This is a genomic window from Mesorhizobium sp. M4A.F.Ca.ET.022.05.2.1 (genome assembly GCF_003998845.1).
GTDB lineage: Bacteria > Pseudomonadota > Alphaproteobacteria > Rhizobiales > Rhizobiaceae > Mesorhizobium.
On the sequence record NZ_RZOJ01000119.1, the window covers coordinates 1 to 15,003 of the forward strand.

Consider the following 15,003-nt stretch of genomic DNA (forward strand, 5'->3'; position numbering starts at 1 on the left):
ACTACAAGGTCGGCGGCAGCGAAGTGTTCGGCTCCAGCGAGGGCCGCGTCGTCAAGGCCAACGAGACGATCTCCTTCGAAGCGCGCGAATCCGAGACCGTTGCCATCGTCGGCGAGTCCGGCTGCGGAAAGTCGACACTGGCCAAGGTGCTGCTCGGGCTGGAGACGGCGAGTTCCGGCAGCGTGACGCTCGGCAACAAGGAGATCCAGTCGACCGGCATCGAGAATCGGAGCGTCGAGACCGTGTCGTCGATCCAGATGGTGTTCCAGAACCCGTTCGACACGCTGAACCCCAGCCACTCGGTCGGCTCGCAGATCATCCGCACGCTGGAAAAATTCAATGTCGGCAAGACGGTCGCCGAGCGGCGCAAGCGGATGCTGGAGCTGCTCGACCTGGTGAAGCTGCCGCGGGCCTTCGAGACGCGCAAGCCGCGCCAGCTCTCCGGCGGCCAGAAGCAGCGCATCGGCGTGGCACGCGCCTTTGCCGGCGATGCCAGGGTGGTGGTGGCCGACGAGCCGGTTTCGGCGCTTGACGTCTCGGTGCAGGCGGCGGTGACCGAACTGCTGATGGACATCCAGCGCAAGAACAAGACGACGATGCTGTTCATCAGCCACGACTTGTCGGTGGTGCGCTACATCGCCGACCGCGTCGTCGTCATGTATCTCGGCTACATCGTCGAACAGGGCACGACCGACCAGATATTCTCGCCGCCCTACCACCCCTATACGGAGGCGCTGCTGTCGGCGATCCCGATCGCCGACACCAGCGTGGTCAAAAAGCACATCGTGCTTGAGGGCGACATCCCGTCGGCGATGAACCCGCCGACCGGCTGTCCGTTCCAGACGCGCTGCGGCTACAAGAAGCTGGTGCCGGACAATCTGTGCGAGACCAAGGTGCCGCCGGTGAAGAATCTCGGCGACGGCCATATGAGCCTGTGCTGGCTGGCCGACGACGTGCTGGCGAAGATGGATCAGGTGATCAAGTTCGACAAGGAGCATGCGGCGCATGAGGGCGTGCCGGAAGACGCGCCGCATGGCACCGGTCCGGGCTTTGCCGGTTCCCCCCCGAAGCGCCCGAGCGGCAAGAAGCCGAGCCCGAATTAGGAGAGCGTCGCTGAAGCTAGTTCAGCGCCGCTATCAGCTGCCGCATTGGCGCAGCTGCGCGGCGTAGTCCCGGGCCATCTTCTCGGTGGCCCGCGCGTAGCTTTGCACGCCGGCGTCGCCGCGGCTGCCGCGGCCATAAGCCGTCCAGCCGAGATAGTAGGCCAGATAAAGATTGTAGGTGTCGTTGCGGGGGACGCTGAGCGTGTCGGCGGTCTTGGAATGGTACCAGCCGACGAAGTCGACGGCATCGGCAAAGCGCGTCCGGCGTGCCGCCCAATTGCCGGTCTCGCTCTGGTATTGCGACCAGGTGCCGTCGAGCGCCTGCGAGTACCCGGTGGCGCTGGACACGTGCTTCCAGGGAATGAAGCCGAGCAGCTTGGTGCGCGGCGGCCTGGCGTTGCTCTTGAAGCCGGATTCCTTGCGCACCGTCGCCATCAGCACGGGCACGGGCACGCCATATTTCTGCTCGGCGCGCTCGGCCGCCGCCTGCCAATTGTCGAACCAGCCGTCATTCTGGTCGAAGACGGCGCAGACATCGTTGATATGGCTCGGCGGCGTCGCGCAGGCCGAAAGCGCCAACGCCAGCAGCACAGTGACAGCTACAATTTTACTAGAACTCGACCTACGCATCGGCAGACGAATAGGCCGAAAACATAAAGGGATTCTTGCGGCGTTTCTTAACGGGTGGCGACCGGCCGTCGCCGGCTTGCCAGGTGTTATGATTTCGACTCTCTATGTCGCTTTTTTCGCAATGGAATGCCAGAAATGCCGCCTTGGCTAAAATCGCGCCCGCAAATGGCGGATTTCTGACAGCCGCGCTTTCGTGCCGGCGCTTTGATGCGCGGCATGACCGAACCAAGACGCAAGCGCGGCACTGAGCGAACCAGCAACCGGGGGCCGTCCGCGATCCCGCAATTGCCGACAAGACGGGTGACCAATCCCTATCCGCCGATGGCGCTGCTCTCGGCCGACCAGATCGAGGCGATCCATGAAGCCTCGATGCATATCCTGGAAAATTTCGGCATCGAGGTGATGAGCCCGCGGGCGCTGACGCTGTTCGAAAAGGCGGGTGCTGCGGTCGATCATGCGTCGATGAACGTCCGCATCGATCGCGGCATGGTCGCCGAGGCGCTGAAGACGACGCGTCCCGCCTACCTGCTCACGCCGCGCAATCCGGCGCACGCCATCCATCTCGGCGGCAACACGATCAATTTCACCCTGGTCGCCGGGCCGCCCAACGTGCACGACATGGAGCGTGGCCGCCGCGCCGGCAATTTGCGCGACTATCAGGACCTCGTGCGGCTGGCACAGCATTTCAACTGCGTCCACATGCTCGGCAACCAGGTCTGCGCGCCGATCGAACTGCCGGCCAATTCGCGCCATCTCGACACTTACTTCGCCAATCTGACGCTGACCGACAAAAGTTTCCATGTCTCGGCGATCGGCCGGGGCAGGGCGCTCGACGGCATCGAGATGATGGCGATCGCGCGCGGGCTGACGCTTGACCAGCTGCGCAACGATCCCGGCATCGCCACCGTCATCTCGGTCAACTCGCCGCGTCGCTTCGACGAGATGATGGCCGAAGGCCTGATGACCATGGCCGAGTTCGGCCAGTCGGTAGCGGTGACGCCTTTTACGCTGATGGGGGCGATGAGCCCGGTGACGCTGGCCGGAGCGCTGGCGCAGCAGAACGCCGAGGCGCTGTTCGGCGTCGTGTTGACGCAGCTCGTTCGGCCCGGCGCGCCGGTCATGTACGGCGCCTTCACCTCCAATGTCGACATGAAGTCGGGCGCGCCGGCTTTCGGCACGCCAGAAAACACCAAGGCCAACATCGCGTCCGGACAACTGGCAAGGCGCTATGATTTGCCTTACCGCACGACGCCCGGTTCGGCCTCCAATGCGGCCGACGCGCAAGGCGCCTATGAGACGCTGATGGCGCTGTGGGGCGCGGTGCTCGGCCACGGCAACCTCGTCTACCACGCTGCCGGCTGGCAGGAGGGCGGGCTGACGGCGTCGTTCGAGAAATTCATCATCGACGTCGAGATGATCCAGCACATGATGGAGTTCCTGCGGCCGATCGTGGTCGACGAGGGGGAACTCGCGGTCGAGGCGCTGGGCGCGGTGCCGACCGGCGGCCATTTCTTCGGCGAGTCGCACACACTGGAACGCTACGCCACCGCCTTCTACCAGCCGATGCTCTCCAACTGGCAGAATTACGAGGCCTGGCAGGAGGCCGGCGGCCTCGACGCCACGGCGCGCGCGACGCGGCTGTGGAAGAAGGCGCTGGAGGAATATGTCCAGCCAGAGATGGATCCTGCGGTGCGCGAGGCGCTCGAAGCCTATGTCGCCAGGCGCAAGGAAGCGATCGGGCAGGGCGAGCCGTGAGTTCCTTGGCGTCGGTGCGAGGCACCCCCCTCTGCCCTGCCGGGCATCTCCCCCTCAAGGGGGGAGATTGGATCTCATCTCGGCTTTCGCAAATTTTCGGCGTCGCAGGGGATGACGGAGTTCGAACTGCTGATCTCCCCCTTGAGGGGAGATGGCCGGCAGGCCAGAGGGGGGTGCTTGGCGTTGCCCTTCCGATTCACCTTGTCTCTCCAACGTATTGATATCAGAGAAAAACCCATGAAATCGCATGCAAAGGTCGTGGTCATTGGCGGCGGTGTCGTCGGATGCTCGGTGCTCTTCCATCTGGCGCGGCACGGCTGGACCGACATCGTGCTTTTGGAGCGCGACGAGCTGACCTCGGGCTCGACCTGGCATGCGGCCGGCGGCATGCACACGATCAATGGCGATCCCAACGTCGCCAAGCTGCAGAAATACACGATTTCGCTCTACAAGGAGATCGAGGAACTGTCCGGCCAGGCGACCGGCGTGCACCTCACCGGCGGCGTGCTGCTGGCGGCGACCGAGGCGCGTCTCGACTGGCTGCGCGGCGTCGTCGCCAAGGGGCGCTATCTCGGCATCGACCTCGAGGTGATCTCGCCCAACGAGGCGGCCGAACTGATGCCGCTGCTCGATCCAAAGCAATTCGTCGGCGCGGTGCGTAACAAGGAGGACGGCCATCTCGATCCGTCCGGCGTAACGCACGCCTATGCCAAGGCGGCGCGGAAACTAGGCGCCGACGTCGAGCGTTTCACCAAGGTCGAGGACATCGTGCGCCGTCCCGACGGGCTGTGGCGCGTGATCACCAACAAGGGCGAGGTGGTGGCCGAGCATGTCGTCAATGCCGGCGGCCTGTGGGCGCGCGAGGTCGGCCGCATGGTCGGGCTTGAACTGCCGGTGTTGGCGATGGAGCACATGTACCTGATCACCGAGGACATGCCGGAGGTCGCCGCCTGGAACCAGGAGACCGGCACCGAGATCATCCATGCGGTCGATTTCGACGGCGAATTGTATCTGCGCCAGGAGCGCGGCGGCATGCTGATGGGCACCTACGAGAAGGCCAACAAGCCGTGGTCGGAATTCCAGACGCCATGGAATTTCGGCCATGAACTGCTGGAGCCGGACATCGATCGCATCGCGCCGTCGCTGGAAGTCGGCTTCCGGCATTTCCCCGCCTTCCAGCACACCGGCATCAAGCAGATCATCAACGGCCCCTTCACCTTCGCGCCGGACGGCAATCCGCTGGTCGGTCCGGTGCGCGGCCTGCCCGGCTTCTGGGTCGCCTGCGGCGTGATGGCCGGCTTTTCGCAGGGCGGCGGTGTCGGTCTCGCACTTTCAAACTGGATGATCGAGGGCGATCCCGGTGCCGACATCTGGGCAATGGATGTCGCGCGCTACGGCGACTGGGCGACGATGGCCTACACCAACGCCAAGGTGCGCGAAAATTATTCGCGGCGCTTCTCGATCCGCTTCCCCAATGAGGAATTGCCGGCCGGACGTCCGCTCAAGACGACGCCGGTCTATGACGCCCTCTCTGCCAAGGGCGCGCAATGGGGCGTGTCCTACGGGCTGGAGGTGCCGCTCTGGTATGCCCCTGAAGGCGTCAGGGACGAGTTCTCGTGGCGGCGCTCGAGCGATTTCGACCATGTCGCGAAGGAAGTGGCAGCGGTGCGCGGCGGCGTCGGCCTGGCGGAGATTTCCAACTTCGCCAAATACGCGGTGACGGGTGAGGGCGCAGCCGCCTGGCTCGACCGCATGCTGGCCTGCAAGCTGCCGAAGCGCGGCCGCATGACGCTGGCGCCGATGCTGAAGGATGACGGCAGGCTGATCGGCGATTTCACGCTGGCCAACATCGACGACGGCGAGTGGTTCATCGCCGGCTCCGGCATCGCCGAGCAATATCATATGCGCTGGTTCGAGGCGTATCTGCCGAAAGACGGCTCCGTGCGCGTCGAGGCTTTGGGACAGAAGCTGACCGGGCTGGCGATCGCCGGACCGAAGGCGCGAGATGTGCTGGCAAAGGTGACGCGCGCTGACGTCTCCAATACGGCATTGCCCTTCATGGCCGTTGCGAAAATGGACATCGGCATGGCGCAGTGCCTGGTCGGCCGCGTCAGCTATACCGGCGATCTCGGCTACGAAGTCTGGGTGGCGCCCGAATATCAGCGCGCCGCATTCCAGGCGATGATCAAGGCAGGCGAGGAGTTCGGCATCGGCCTGTTCGGCTCGCGCGCGCTCAATGCTCTCAGGCTCGAAAAGAATTACGGCTCATGGGCGCGTGAGTACAGGCCGATCTATGGGCCGCTGGAGGCAGGGCTCGACCGTTTCGTCGCCTATGGCAAGGAGGCGGACTTCATCGGCAAGCAGGCGGCACTGGCCGAACGCAAGCAGGGCGGCAAGCTGCGGCTGCGCGCCTTCATCGTCGAAGCGGACGACGCCGATGTCATCGGCGACGAGCCGATCTGGTACGATGGCGTCGTGCGCGGTTGGGTCACCTCGGGCGGCTACGCGCATCACGCGAAACAGTCGGTCGCCATGGGCTATGTGCCGAAGGAGATCGCTGACGAGAGCGACGGCTTCGAGATCGAGATACTCGGCAAGCGCCATGCGGCGCGAACACAAGCCTCGCCATTGTTCGACGCGAATTTCGAAAGAATGCGCGCCTGACCGGGCGCGCATTCTTTTGGCAGGGTTACGCGTTGCGGCGGTTGTCCAGCGCGAAGGCGCCGGCACCGGCAAACACCAGATAGAGGAAGATGAAGCAGAAGGAGATCGCCGCGTCGCCGCCATTGTTGACCGGGAAAAAGTCGCGCGGCGCATGCGCCATGAAATAGGCGATCGCCATCTCGCCAGCGAGAAGGAACGCCACCGGCCGGGTGAGCAACCCGAGAGCGAGCAGGATGCCGCCGGCGAATTCAAGGATGCCGGCAGCCAGAGGCAACCCGCTCAAGGCGCCGGCGTGCTCGCCGACGGGGAAATTGAACAGTTTCTGGGTGCCATGTTCGATGAATTGCAGCGCAGTCACGATGCGCAGCACGCCGAGCGCCTGTGGCCGGTACTGGGAAAAACCTTCGAAAAGCTTCATCCAAAACTCCATTTTGCCTCCCCGCCTGGCCATAAAATATCGCCCGACAATGGACCACTCACTTCCGATGCCCTGCCTTCAACAATCGGTGAGTGAAAACGGTTTCATCTCCCAAAAATGTTTCTCTTCATGGTTGCATAAATATCGCTATGGTTGTATTGATGCCGGTACGCCAACCATCCGAGTTCCCCTTGCCATGAAAACAATCGTCATCAGCCTGTTCGCAATCCTTGCAGGCACCAGCTTCGCCATGGCCGCCGAGGGCGGCTGTGATGCCTTCAAATGGCCGGTGGCGCGCGAGCAGGCACTGTTTGCGGCAGCGCCGGCCGCGCAGTCCGGCGCTGCCCTGACGGTCGGCCAGGCGATGGATTTCACGCTCGCAGCGGTCGACACGATCAGCTTTGAAGTGCCTCCGGACCGTGCCCCGGCAGCCGGCACGTTCGGCGCGACCGCAAGCATCGTCGTGCCGCCGGAAGGAGAGCTCCAGGTCAGCCTGTCGGATGAGGCCTGGATCGATATCGTGCAGGACGGCCACGCCGTGAAGTCGGCTGGGTTCAGCGGCGTGAAGACCTGCCCGGGCATTCGCAAGAGCGTGCGTTTCAAGCTGTCGGCCGGTCCGGCCACCGTCCAGCTCAGCGGCAGCAAGAAGGCCGACCTCAAAGTGGCGGTGCTGACGCCGGAGTGATCCGGTCGCCTACCGCATTGGCGCGATGAGCGCGAAATGCGCGCCTTGAGGATCCGTGCACTGTACGATCCAATCCCCGCCGGGCACCTCCATCGGCCCCATGATGACCTTGCCGCCATTGTCGGTCACGCGCTTGGCCGCGGCGTCGATGGCGGCGACGTTGAAGTAGAACTGCCAGACTGGCACCGGGATCTGCTCAGGCTTGTTCATCATGCCGCCGACAGGGTCGCCGCCAAAAGCGAAGACCTGGTAGATGCCCATGGCCGGGCCCATGTCGAAGTCACCGGCCTTGGTCCAGCCGAACTGGCCGGCATAGAAGTCGAAAGCCGCTTTCCAGTCCGTCGTGTAGAGCTCATGCCAGCCGATGTGGCCTAGCGTTCCCGCCGGCACCGGCGGCTGATCGGGTTGGTTCGGCTGCAGGAACATGAAGGTCGCGCCTTGCGGATCGGCAACGACAGCAAAGCGCCCGACGCCCGGAATATCGTCCGGCGCGCGGTGGACAGAGCCACCCGCCTCCTTCAGCGACGCCGTCGCGCCATCCGCATCCTTGGTGTGGATATAGCCGAGCCAGGCCGGCGGCATGCCCATCTTGGCGGCATCCTCGGGCAGCGTCATCAAGCCGCCGACGCCGCGCTCGCCAACATTCATGACGATGTAGCGCGGCATGCCGGGCGAGGTATCGAAGGGTTGGCCCTTCCAGCCGACAACGGCTGTGTAGAAGGCCTCGGCGGCGTCGAGGTCGGTGGTCATCAATTCGTACCAGAAGAACGGCATCGGTGATTTCGGCATCGTCATGCTCCTTGGGTTTGTCCATCTGATTGTCTCGTGATCGATCTTAGGATGATCCGACGACAGGAATTCGACATGGGCCGGAAATCGACGGCGGCAAGGCACTGTGACTGCAATCTTGCGCGCCATGCGGTTTTCGCCTTTGCTTGTCCGTCAATGAGGGGATCACGATCCATGCGGCAGATGTCGCTCACGCCGGAGCTTGTGGCGCTCTGTCATCGGGAGGAAGCCGATCCAGGTCCGGACGGCAGCTGGACGCAATTGAACGACGATGATTTCCGCTCGCTTGCCCAGCGTCTGTCAGGCGAAGCCGACGAAGGGCCGCTGTGGGTGTTCGCCTATGGCTCGCTGATCTGGAAGCCGGCCTTCGATTCCGTCGAGCAGCAGCGCGCCTCGGCCCATGGCTGGCATCGGTCGTTCTGCCTCGACATGGTGCGCTGGCGCGGCAGCGTCGAGCAGCCGGGGCTGATGATGGCGTTGGAACGGGGCGGGCGCTGCGACGGCGTCATCTATCGCCTGCCGGACGGCGACAAGCCTGCCCAGATCGAAAGGCTGCTGCGGCGCGAGATAGATGATCACGAAAGCATCGCCTCGGTCCGCTGGGTGCCGGTGCGCACCGCGCAGGGGCCGCTCAAGGCGCTGGGCTTCTGGGTCGGGGTGACCGGCAGGGGCACCTCGCTTGGGCAGCCGCTCGAGACGGTGGCGCATGTGCTGGCCCGCGCCTGCGGCCATGTCGGCTCCGGAGCCGAGTATCTCTACAACACAGTCAGCCATCTCGAGGCGTTCGGCATCCATGACCGCAATCTGTGGCGGCTGCAGGAACTGGTCGCGGACGAGATCAGGTCGATCCATGGCCCCGGCATTGAAAGCGCTGCGCCATTCGAGCCTTCCGCGCTCGTTATAACATGAGTGCAATTATCATGTTTTTATCGTGTCTTTTCAGCGACTTGGTCGAAAATTGACCAATTGATAAAAAAATAAAACGTGCTAGCCTTCCCTAAAACAAGACAAGGGGAACCGGAATGGCGACTGGTCATTTCAAGGAAGGCATAGCCGGCGGCCGGCTGTCGTCCGAGCAATATGCCGACAATTTCTCCGACCTGCACCCGCCGCTCGACCATCACGAGGCGCTGGTCGAATCCGATCGCTGCTATTTCTGCTACGACGCGCCGTGCATGAACGCATGCCCGACCTCGATCGACATTCCGCTGTTCATCCGCCAGATCTCGACCAGCAATCCGCTCGGCTCGGCGAAGACCATTTTCGACCAAAACATCCTTGGCGGCATGTGTGCCCGCGTCTGCCCGACCGAGACGCTGTGCGAGGAAGTCTGCGTGCGCGAGGTGGCGGAAGGCAAGCCGGTGCAGATCGGCCGGCTGCAGCGCTACGCAACCGACGTCGCCATGTCCGAGAACAAGCAGTTTTATCCGCGCCCCGAACCGACCGGAAAGACGGTCGCTGTGGTCGGCGCCGGGCCGGCCGGGCTTGCCGCCGCGCATCGGCTCGCCCGCCATGGTCATGACGTGACCATATTGGAGGCGCGAGCGAAGGCCGGCGGCCTCAACGAATACGGCATCGCGGCCTACAAGAGCGTCGACAATTTCGCCCAGGCCGAGGTCGACTACGTTACCTCGATCGGCGGCATCGACATCCAGAACGGCAAGGCGCTCGGCCGCGACTACCAGCTGTCCGACCTGATCCGGAACTACGACGCGGTGTTCCTCGGCATGGGGCTTGGCGGCGTCAACGCGCTGCGCGCCGACGGCGAGGATGCCGATGGTGTCACCAACGCCGTGGAGTTCATCGCCGAGCTGCGTCAGGCGGGCGATCTTTCGGGCCTGCCGGTCGGAAGGCGCGTCGTCGTCATCGGCGGCGGCATGACGGCGATCGACGCCGCGGTGCAGTCGAAGCTGCTCGGGGCCGAGGAGGTGACGATCTGCTACCGGCGCGGCCAGGAGCACATGAATGCATCCGGCTTCGAGCAGGATCTGGCCGCCGCCAACGGCGTCACCATCCGCCACTGGCTGCAGCCGAAGCGGGTCATCGCCGAGAACGGCAAGGTGTCGGCGATCGAGCTCGAATACACGGCAATGAACGGCGACAAGCTTGCCGGCACTGGCGAGCGGCTTACGCTCGCCGCCGACCAGGTGTTCAAGGCGATCGGCCAGAGCTTTGTCCCGGCAGCGCTGAATGGCAGTGGCGCCGAGATCGAGCTGGAGGGCGGGCGCATCAAGGTCGATGCCGAGGGGCGTACGTCGCTGGCGAAGGTCTGGGCCGGCGGCGACTGCATCTTCGGCGGCGATGACCTCACCGTCTCGGCCGTGGCGCAGGGCCGCGACGCGGCGGAATCGATCAACCGGGCACTGACCTCTAACGGGAGGGCATGAGCATGGCAGATATCCGCAACAATTTCGTCGGCATCAAGTCGCCCAATCCGTTCTGGCTGGCCTCGGCGCCGCCGACCGACAAGGCCTACAATGTCATCCGCGCCTTCAAGGCGGGCTGGGGCGGCGTGGTCTGGAAAACGCTCGGCGAAGAGGGGCCGCCCGTCGTCAACGTCAACGGCCCGCGCTATGGCGCGATCTGGGGTGCCGACCGGCGACTGCTTGGCCTGAACAACATCGAGCTGATAACCGACCGCGAGCTGCAGACCAATCTGCGCGAGATCAAGCAGGTCAAGCAGGACTGGCCGGATCGCGCCGTCGTCGTCTCGCTGATGGTGCCGTGCGTCGAGGAAAGCTGGAAGGCGATCCTGCCGGTGGTCGAGGAGACCGGAGCCGACGGCATCGAGCTCAATTTCGGCTGTCCGCACGGCATGTCGGAGCGCGGCATGGGCTCGGCGGTCGGCCAGGTGCCGGAATATATCGAAATGGTGGTGCGCTGGTGCAAGGCAAACACCCGCATGCCGGTCATCACCAAGCTGACGCCCAACATCACCGACATCCGCAAGCCGGCGCGCGCGGCACACGCCGGCGGCACCGACGCGGTGTCTTTGATCAACACCATCAATTCGATCACCGGCGTCGACCTCGACAGTTTCGCGCCGCAGCCGACCATCGACGGCAAGGGCTCGCATGGCGGCTATTGCGGACCGGCGGTGAAGCCGATCGCCATGAACATGGTGGCCGAGATCGCGCGCGATGCTGAGACCCGCGGACTGCCGATCTCCGGCATCGGCGGCATCACCACCTGGCGCGATGCGGCGGAGTTCATGGCGCTCGGCGCTGGCAACGTGCAGGTCTGCACGGCGGCGATGACCTACGGCTTCAAGATCGTGCAGGAGATGATCGCCGGGCTTGAGAACTGGATGGACGAGAAGGGCCATGCCTCGCTCTCCGACTTCGTCGGCCGGGCCACGCCCAACGTCACCGACTGGCAGTATCTCAACCTCAACTATGTCGCCAAGGCGCATATCGACCAGGACGCCTGTATCAAATGTGGCCGCTGCCACATCGCGTGCGAAGATACCTCGCACCAGGCGATCACCAGCATGGTCGACGGCGTCAGGCATTTCGAGGTGATCGAGGCCGAATGCGTCGGCTGTAACCTCTGCGTCAATGTCTGCCCGGTCGAGGGCTGCATCACGATGGAGCCGCTGGCCGCCGGCGCGATGGACGAGCGCACCGGCAAGCCGGTGTCGCCGGTCTATGCCAACTGGACGACGCATCCGAACAATCCGATGGCCAAGGTAGCGGCGGAATAGGGCAGGTACGCGACGAGAGAAGCGGCGTCTTCGGGCGCCGTTTTTCGTTTTCCTATTGCAGATAGTTGATATCCACGATAAAAGATATCCATGAATTGGAGCATGGCATCATGAGATTGGGGGAAGGCGTCGAGGCGGCAATCCACTGCGCCGCGATGCTCGCAGGCGTAGACGGCGCCGCGACCATGCCGGGCGCCGCCATGGCGGAGGCTTTCGGCCTGTCGCCGAGCTATCTGCTCAAGCATCTCAACATGCTGACGGCCGCGGGTATTCTGGAATCGGTGCCGGGACCGGCCGGCGGCTACCGTCTGGCGAAGCCGTCCGAGAGCATCACGCTGCTCGACATCGTGCTCGCCGTCGAGGGCAGGGAACCTGCCTTCCGTTGCGGCGAGATCCGCCAGCGCGGCCCTGTGCGGCTCGATGCTTCGGCCTATGTGAAGCCATGCGGCATCAATGCAGCGATGCTCAAGGCCGAGCGCGCCTATCGCGCAGCGCTGGCCGACGTCAGGCTGTCGGCGATCGTGGCTGACTATGTCAGCGAGGCCGATCCGCGCTCGGTCGCGGCGGGCTGCGCCTTCGTCGCCCGCTATCAGCGGCCGCAGAAGGTTCATCCAAACCAAGTTCCCCAAGCAAAGAGTGGAAGGTAAGAACTATGAAACAGAGGCTGCAATTCTTCGCCAAGGCGCCTGAAATCATGAAGGCGGTGTCGGCGCTCAACAAGGCGGTCGACGAATGCGGGCTGGAGGTTAGCCTGCTGCATCTGATCAAGCTGCGCGCCTCGCAGATCAACGGCTGCTCCTTCTGCGTCGACATGCACAGCCGCGAGGCGCGGCAGGACGGCGAGACCGAGCAGCGGCTCTATCTCATCGCTGCCTGGAAGGAATCGCCGCTGTTTTCCGAGCGCGAGCGCGCCGCGCTGGCCTGGACCGAAGCGGTGACGAAGATCGCCAACAACGGCGTCTCGGACGAACTTTATGCCCGCACGCTGGTGCATTTCTCCGAAGAGGAACTGGTCAAGCTGTCGGTCGCGATCGGCATGATCAACACCTGGAACCGGCTTTGCGTTCCGTTCCAGGCCATTCACCCAACGCCGGCCGCCAAGGCTGCGTGAGCGATCGACCCAGCGCGCGGGCCGGACCTCGGCCCCGCGCCTTTTTGGCGCGAGATCAATCACATGTTTGCAAATTTTCAAAACGAGATTCTGCTTGCCGCGCGACTGCTGGTTGGCGGCGCCTTTGTCTTCGCCGGCTTGCGCAATATCCTGAACAGGGCCTTCCTGACCCAGTTGATGACGGAGCGCGGCGTGCCTCAGGCGGGGCTGGCGCTGTGGCTCGGCATCGTCGTGCAGGTCGTCGCCGGCGGCCTGATTGTGGCGGGCGTCTGGATCGCGCTTGCTGCTGCTTGGCTTATCCTGTTCCTGGTCGTCGCAACGGTCATGTTCGACAATTTCTGGGATCATCAGGGCCCGGAGCGAGCGGCACGAATCAACGGCTTTGTCGCCAATATTGCGCTTTCCGGAGGGTTTCTGGCGCTGATGGCGCAGCCGCTTTGAACTGACAACTTGACGCTTCCGGTCGTCGAGTGCCCATTAATCGCTCTGTCGCGATTGTGCTGTACCTTGACCCAGTTCGCCCGTTGGAGCGCGCATGGAGCAAAACTGGACCGGTTTCTGGGCGAGCGTTTCGCAGGCCTTTCATCAGGCGCTGTCGCCGTTTCGCGCGACCGCTGAATCGATCGGCTATTCCCCCACCGACATGCAGATATGGTGCTTCCTGTGTGCCCTCTTCGTGCTGGCGCTGGTTGTCCCGCACAGCTATGGCGATATCGTGCTCAGGCGGCGACGCGCCTATGCCATCGGCAAGGTGGTTGGCATTGACACGTCCGGCGATTCCCCAAGCACGCCGACCATCGAATTCGCCGATCGCCAGGGGCGTAGCTGGCGTTTCGACTCGAACCTACCGATCAATAGCGTGACCGGTTCGATCGGAGCTTCGGTCGAGGTGATCTATGATCCACTCAATCCGAAGCGGGCACGGGAAGTGGGGCGACCGATCATGAAGGCGATCCACGTCGCCGTCTGGTACCTGATCGCGGCCGGGCTGATGGCATTCGCTTTCTGGCCCAGCCTGATTTCCGACTAAACATTTTCGTACGACCGCCGGCGGTCTTGGGCAGCAGTTCAAGCAGCGTATCGCAGACCGCCATCGCAGGTCAGCACCTGGCCGGTCATGAAGCCGTTGCAGACAAGGAAGGCGATCGCGTCGGCGACGTCCTCGGCGCGGCCGATGCGGCCGACAGGCGTCTTGCCGGCATATTCGGCAAAGACCGCTTGCCGCTGTTCGCCCGGCAGAAAATCCCACCAGGGCGTATCGATGACGCCGGGCGCCACGACATTGACGCGTAACGGCTTCAACTCGACCGCCAGGATCGGTGCCACTGTCAGAAGCATGCCATTGATGGCGCCTATGCCGGCGATGCCGGGGGCGACGAGCTGCGCCGATACGGCCGAAATGAAGGTAACCGATCCCGCTTTGCTCAGCGTCGGCAGGGCTGCCTGCAGGCAAGACAATTGCGGGCGGATTTTCTCGTCGACGCCACTGCCGATGTCGGCGAGATCGAGGGTCGCGAACGGCCCAAGCCCCTTGCCGCCGCTTGCGGCCAGGACGAGGTGATCGAACGGTCCGAGGCTATCGAAGAAATGGCGGACGTCACCCGGCCTGGTCGCATCGAAGGCGGCCTTGCCGACGGTGCCGCCAAGGGTCTTCCAGGCGTTCTTGAGCTTGTCTTCATTGCGGCCCGTGATCGTCACTTTCATGCCGGGGCCAACCAGCTTGCGCGCCGTGGCAAGGCCGATGCCGGACGAGCCGCCGATAATGACGCAATGTTCGATTTTCTCACTCATGACTGTTGTTCCTGGTTGGGCCTGAGGCGCGCTCGATCAGGTCGAGGCTAAGGCTCAGCAACTGCCGGCGCGCCTTTTCGTCGTAGGCCTGTGCGTCGGCGCGGGATTCGCGCTGGCCGTCGAAATAGAGACCGCTGCGTCCCTTGAGCGCCGGCGAAGCGGCGAGGTTGAGGATGGCGTCGGCGCCGGTCTCGACCGAGCTCCACGGCGTGACGCCTGCTTGCCGGACCATGGTGGTGTCCATGTAGCTTGCCGGATGCAGGGCGTTTACGGTGACGCCGCTGCCTTTCAGCTCTCCGGCCAGATCGACGGTGAACAGGATCTGTGCCAGCTTGCTCTGGCAGTAGGCACGCA

General features: G+C 63.9%; 15 protein-coding genes and 1 pseudogene. 11 read left to right on the forward strand and 5 right to left on the reverse strand.

The window, feature by feature from the left end:
- A partial coding sequence (locus EN745_RS15290) for an oligopeptide/dipeptide ABC transporter ATP-binding protein (protein WP_145992035.1) occupies positions 1–1,103 on the forward strand: 1,103 nt, incomplete at its 5' end.
- A gap of 33 nt (positions 1,104–1,136) precedes the next feature.
- On the opposite strand, the gene EN745_RS15295 is transcribed toward EN745_RS15290, so the two are convergent.
- The gene (locus tag EN745_RS15295; protein ID WP_127400396.1) at positions 1,137–1,733 is read right to left on the reverse strand and encodes a hypothetical protein; all 597 of its coding nucleotides are present in this window, start codon (positions 1,731–1,733) and stop codon (positions 1,137–1,139) included.
- A gap of 216 nt (positions 1,734–1,949) precedes the next feature.
- On the opposite strand from EN745_RS15295, the gene EN745_RS15300 reads away from it, so the two are divergent.
- Positions 1,950–3,488, forward strand: coding sequence for a trimethylamine methyltransferase family protein (locus EN745_RS15300; RefSeq protein WP_145992036.1), 1,539 nt, complete (start codon positions 1,950–1,952; stop codon positions 3,486–3,488).
- Between the two features lie 237 nt (positions 3,489–3,725).
- A complete protein-coding gene (locus EN745_RS15305) occupies positions 3,726–6,152 on the forward strand; it encodes an FAD-dependent oxidoreductase (protein WP_127421664.1) in 2,427 nt (808 codons plus the stop codon).
- Between the two features lie 25 nt (positions 6,153–6,177).
- On the opposite strand, the gene EN745_RS15310 is transcribed toward EN745_RS15305, so the two are convergent.
- Positions 6,178–6,570 carry a DoxX family protein gene (locus tag EN745_RS15310; RefSeq protein ID WP_127400539.1) on the reverse strand — a complete coding sequence of 131 codons (393 nt, stop codon included), beginning with the start codon at positions 6,568–6,570 and terminating at the stop codon, positions 6,178–6,180.
- A gap of 67 nt (positions 6,571–6,637) precedes the next feature.
- On the opposite strand from EN745_RS15310, the gene EN745_RS15315 reads away from it, so the two are divergent.
- On the forward strand, positions 6,638–7,255 hold the full coding sequence (locus tag EN745_RS15315) for a hypothetical protein (RefSeq protein ID WP_348628267.1): 618 nt from the start codon (positions 6,638–6,640) through the stop codon (positions 7,253–7,255).
- A 9-nt stretch (positions 7,256–7,264) separates the two neighbouring features.
- On the opposite strand, the gene EN745_RS15320 is transcribed toward EN745_RS15315, so the two are convergent.
- Positions 7,265–8,044, reverse strand: a complete 780-nt coding sequence (locus tag EN745_RS15320) for a VOC family protein (RefSeq protein ID WP_127421665.1) — start codon at positions 8,042–8,044, stop codon at positions 7,265–7,267.
- Positions 8,045–8,218: 174 nt separating this feature from the next.
- On the opposite strand from EN745_RS15320, the gene EN745_RS15325 reads away from it, so the two are divergent.
- From EN745_RS15325 to EN745_RS15355, 7 genes are all read left to right on the forward strand, one after another.
- The gene (locus tag EN745_RS15325; protein ID WP_127407133.1) at positions 8,219–8,953 is read left to right on the forward strand and encodes a gamma-glutamylcyclotransferase; all 735 of its coding nucleotides are present in this window, start codon (positions 8,219–8,221) and stop codon (positions 8,951–8,953) included.
- 113 nt (positions 8,954–9,066) lie between these two features.
- Positions 9,067–10,431, forward strand: coding sequence for an NAD(P)-dependent oxidoreductase (locus EN745_RS15330; RefSeq protein WP_127421666.1), 1,365 nt, complete (start codon positions 9,067–9,069; stop codon positions 10,429–10,431).
- Positions 10,432–10,433: 2 nt separating this feature from the next.
- Positions 10,434–11,747, forward strand: a complete 1,314-nt coding sequence (preA, locus tag EN745_RS15335) for an NAD-dependent dihydropyrimidine dehydrogenase subunit PreA (protein ID WP_127421669.1) — start codon at positions 10,434–10,436, stop codon at positions 11,745–11,747.
- Between the two features lie 110 nt (positions 11,748–11,857).
- Positions 11,858–12,394 (forward strand): Rrf2 family transcriptional regulator, encoded by a 537-nt coding sequence (locus EN745_RS15340; protein WP_127421667.1) that lies wholly within the window; start codon positions 11,858–11,860, stop codon positions 12,392–12,394.
- A gap of 5 nt (positions 12,395–12,399) precedes the next feature.
- The gene (locus tag EN745_RS15345) at positions 12,400–12,858 is read left to right on the forward strand and encodes a carboxymuconolactone decarboxylase family protein (RefSeq protein WP_127406693.1); all 459 of its coding nucleotides are present in this window, start codon (positions 12,400–12,402) and stop codon (positions 12,856–12,858) included.
- Between the two features lie 63 nt (positions 12,859–12,921).
- A complete protein-coding gene (locus EN745_RS15350; protein WP_127400285.1) occupies positions 12,922–13,299 on the forward strand; it encodes a DoxX family protein in 378 nt (125 codons plus the stop codon).
- A gap of 94 nt (positions 13,300–13,393) precedes the next feature.
- Positions 13,394–13,888 carry a DUF3592 domain-containing protein gene (locus tag EN745_RS15355; RefSeq protein WP_127400284.1) on the forward strand — a complete coding sequence of 165 codons (495 nt, stop codon included), beginning with the start codon at positions 13,394–13,396 and terminating at the stop codon, positions 13,886–13,888.
- A 38-nt stretch (positions 13,889–13,926) separates the two neighbouring features.
- Here the strand turns inward: EN745_RS15355 and EN745_RS15360 are convergent, their stop codons facing one another.
- Positions 13,927–14,649: an SDR family oxidoreductase gene (locus EN745_RS15360; protein ID WP_127421668.1), complete on the reverse strand. Its 723-nt coding sequence runs from the start codon at positions 14,647–14,649 to the stop codon at positions 13,927–13,929.
- A pseudogene (locus EN745_RS15365) lies at positions 14,642–15,003 on the reverse strand (3-oxoacyl-ACP reductase); the annotation flags it as partial. The pseudogene EN745_RS15365 and the gene EN745_RS15360, both read right to left, overlap by 8 nt.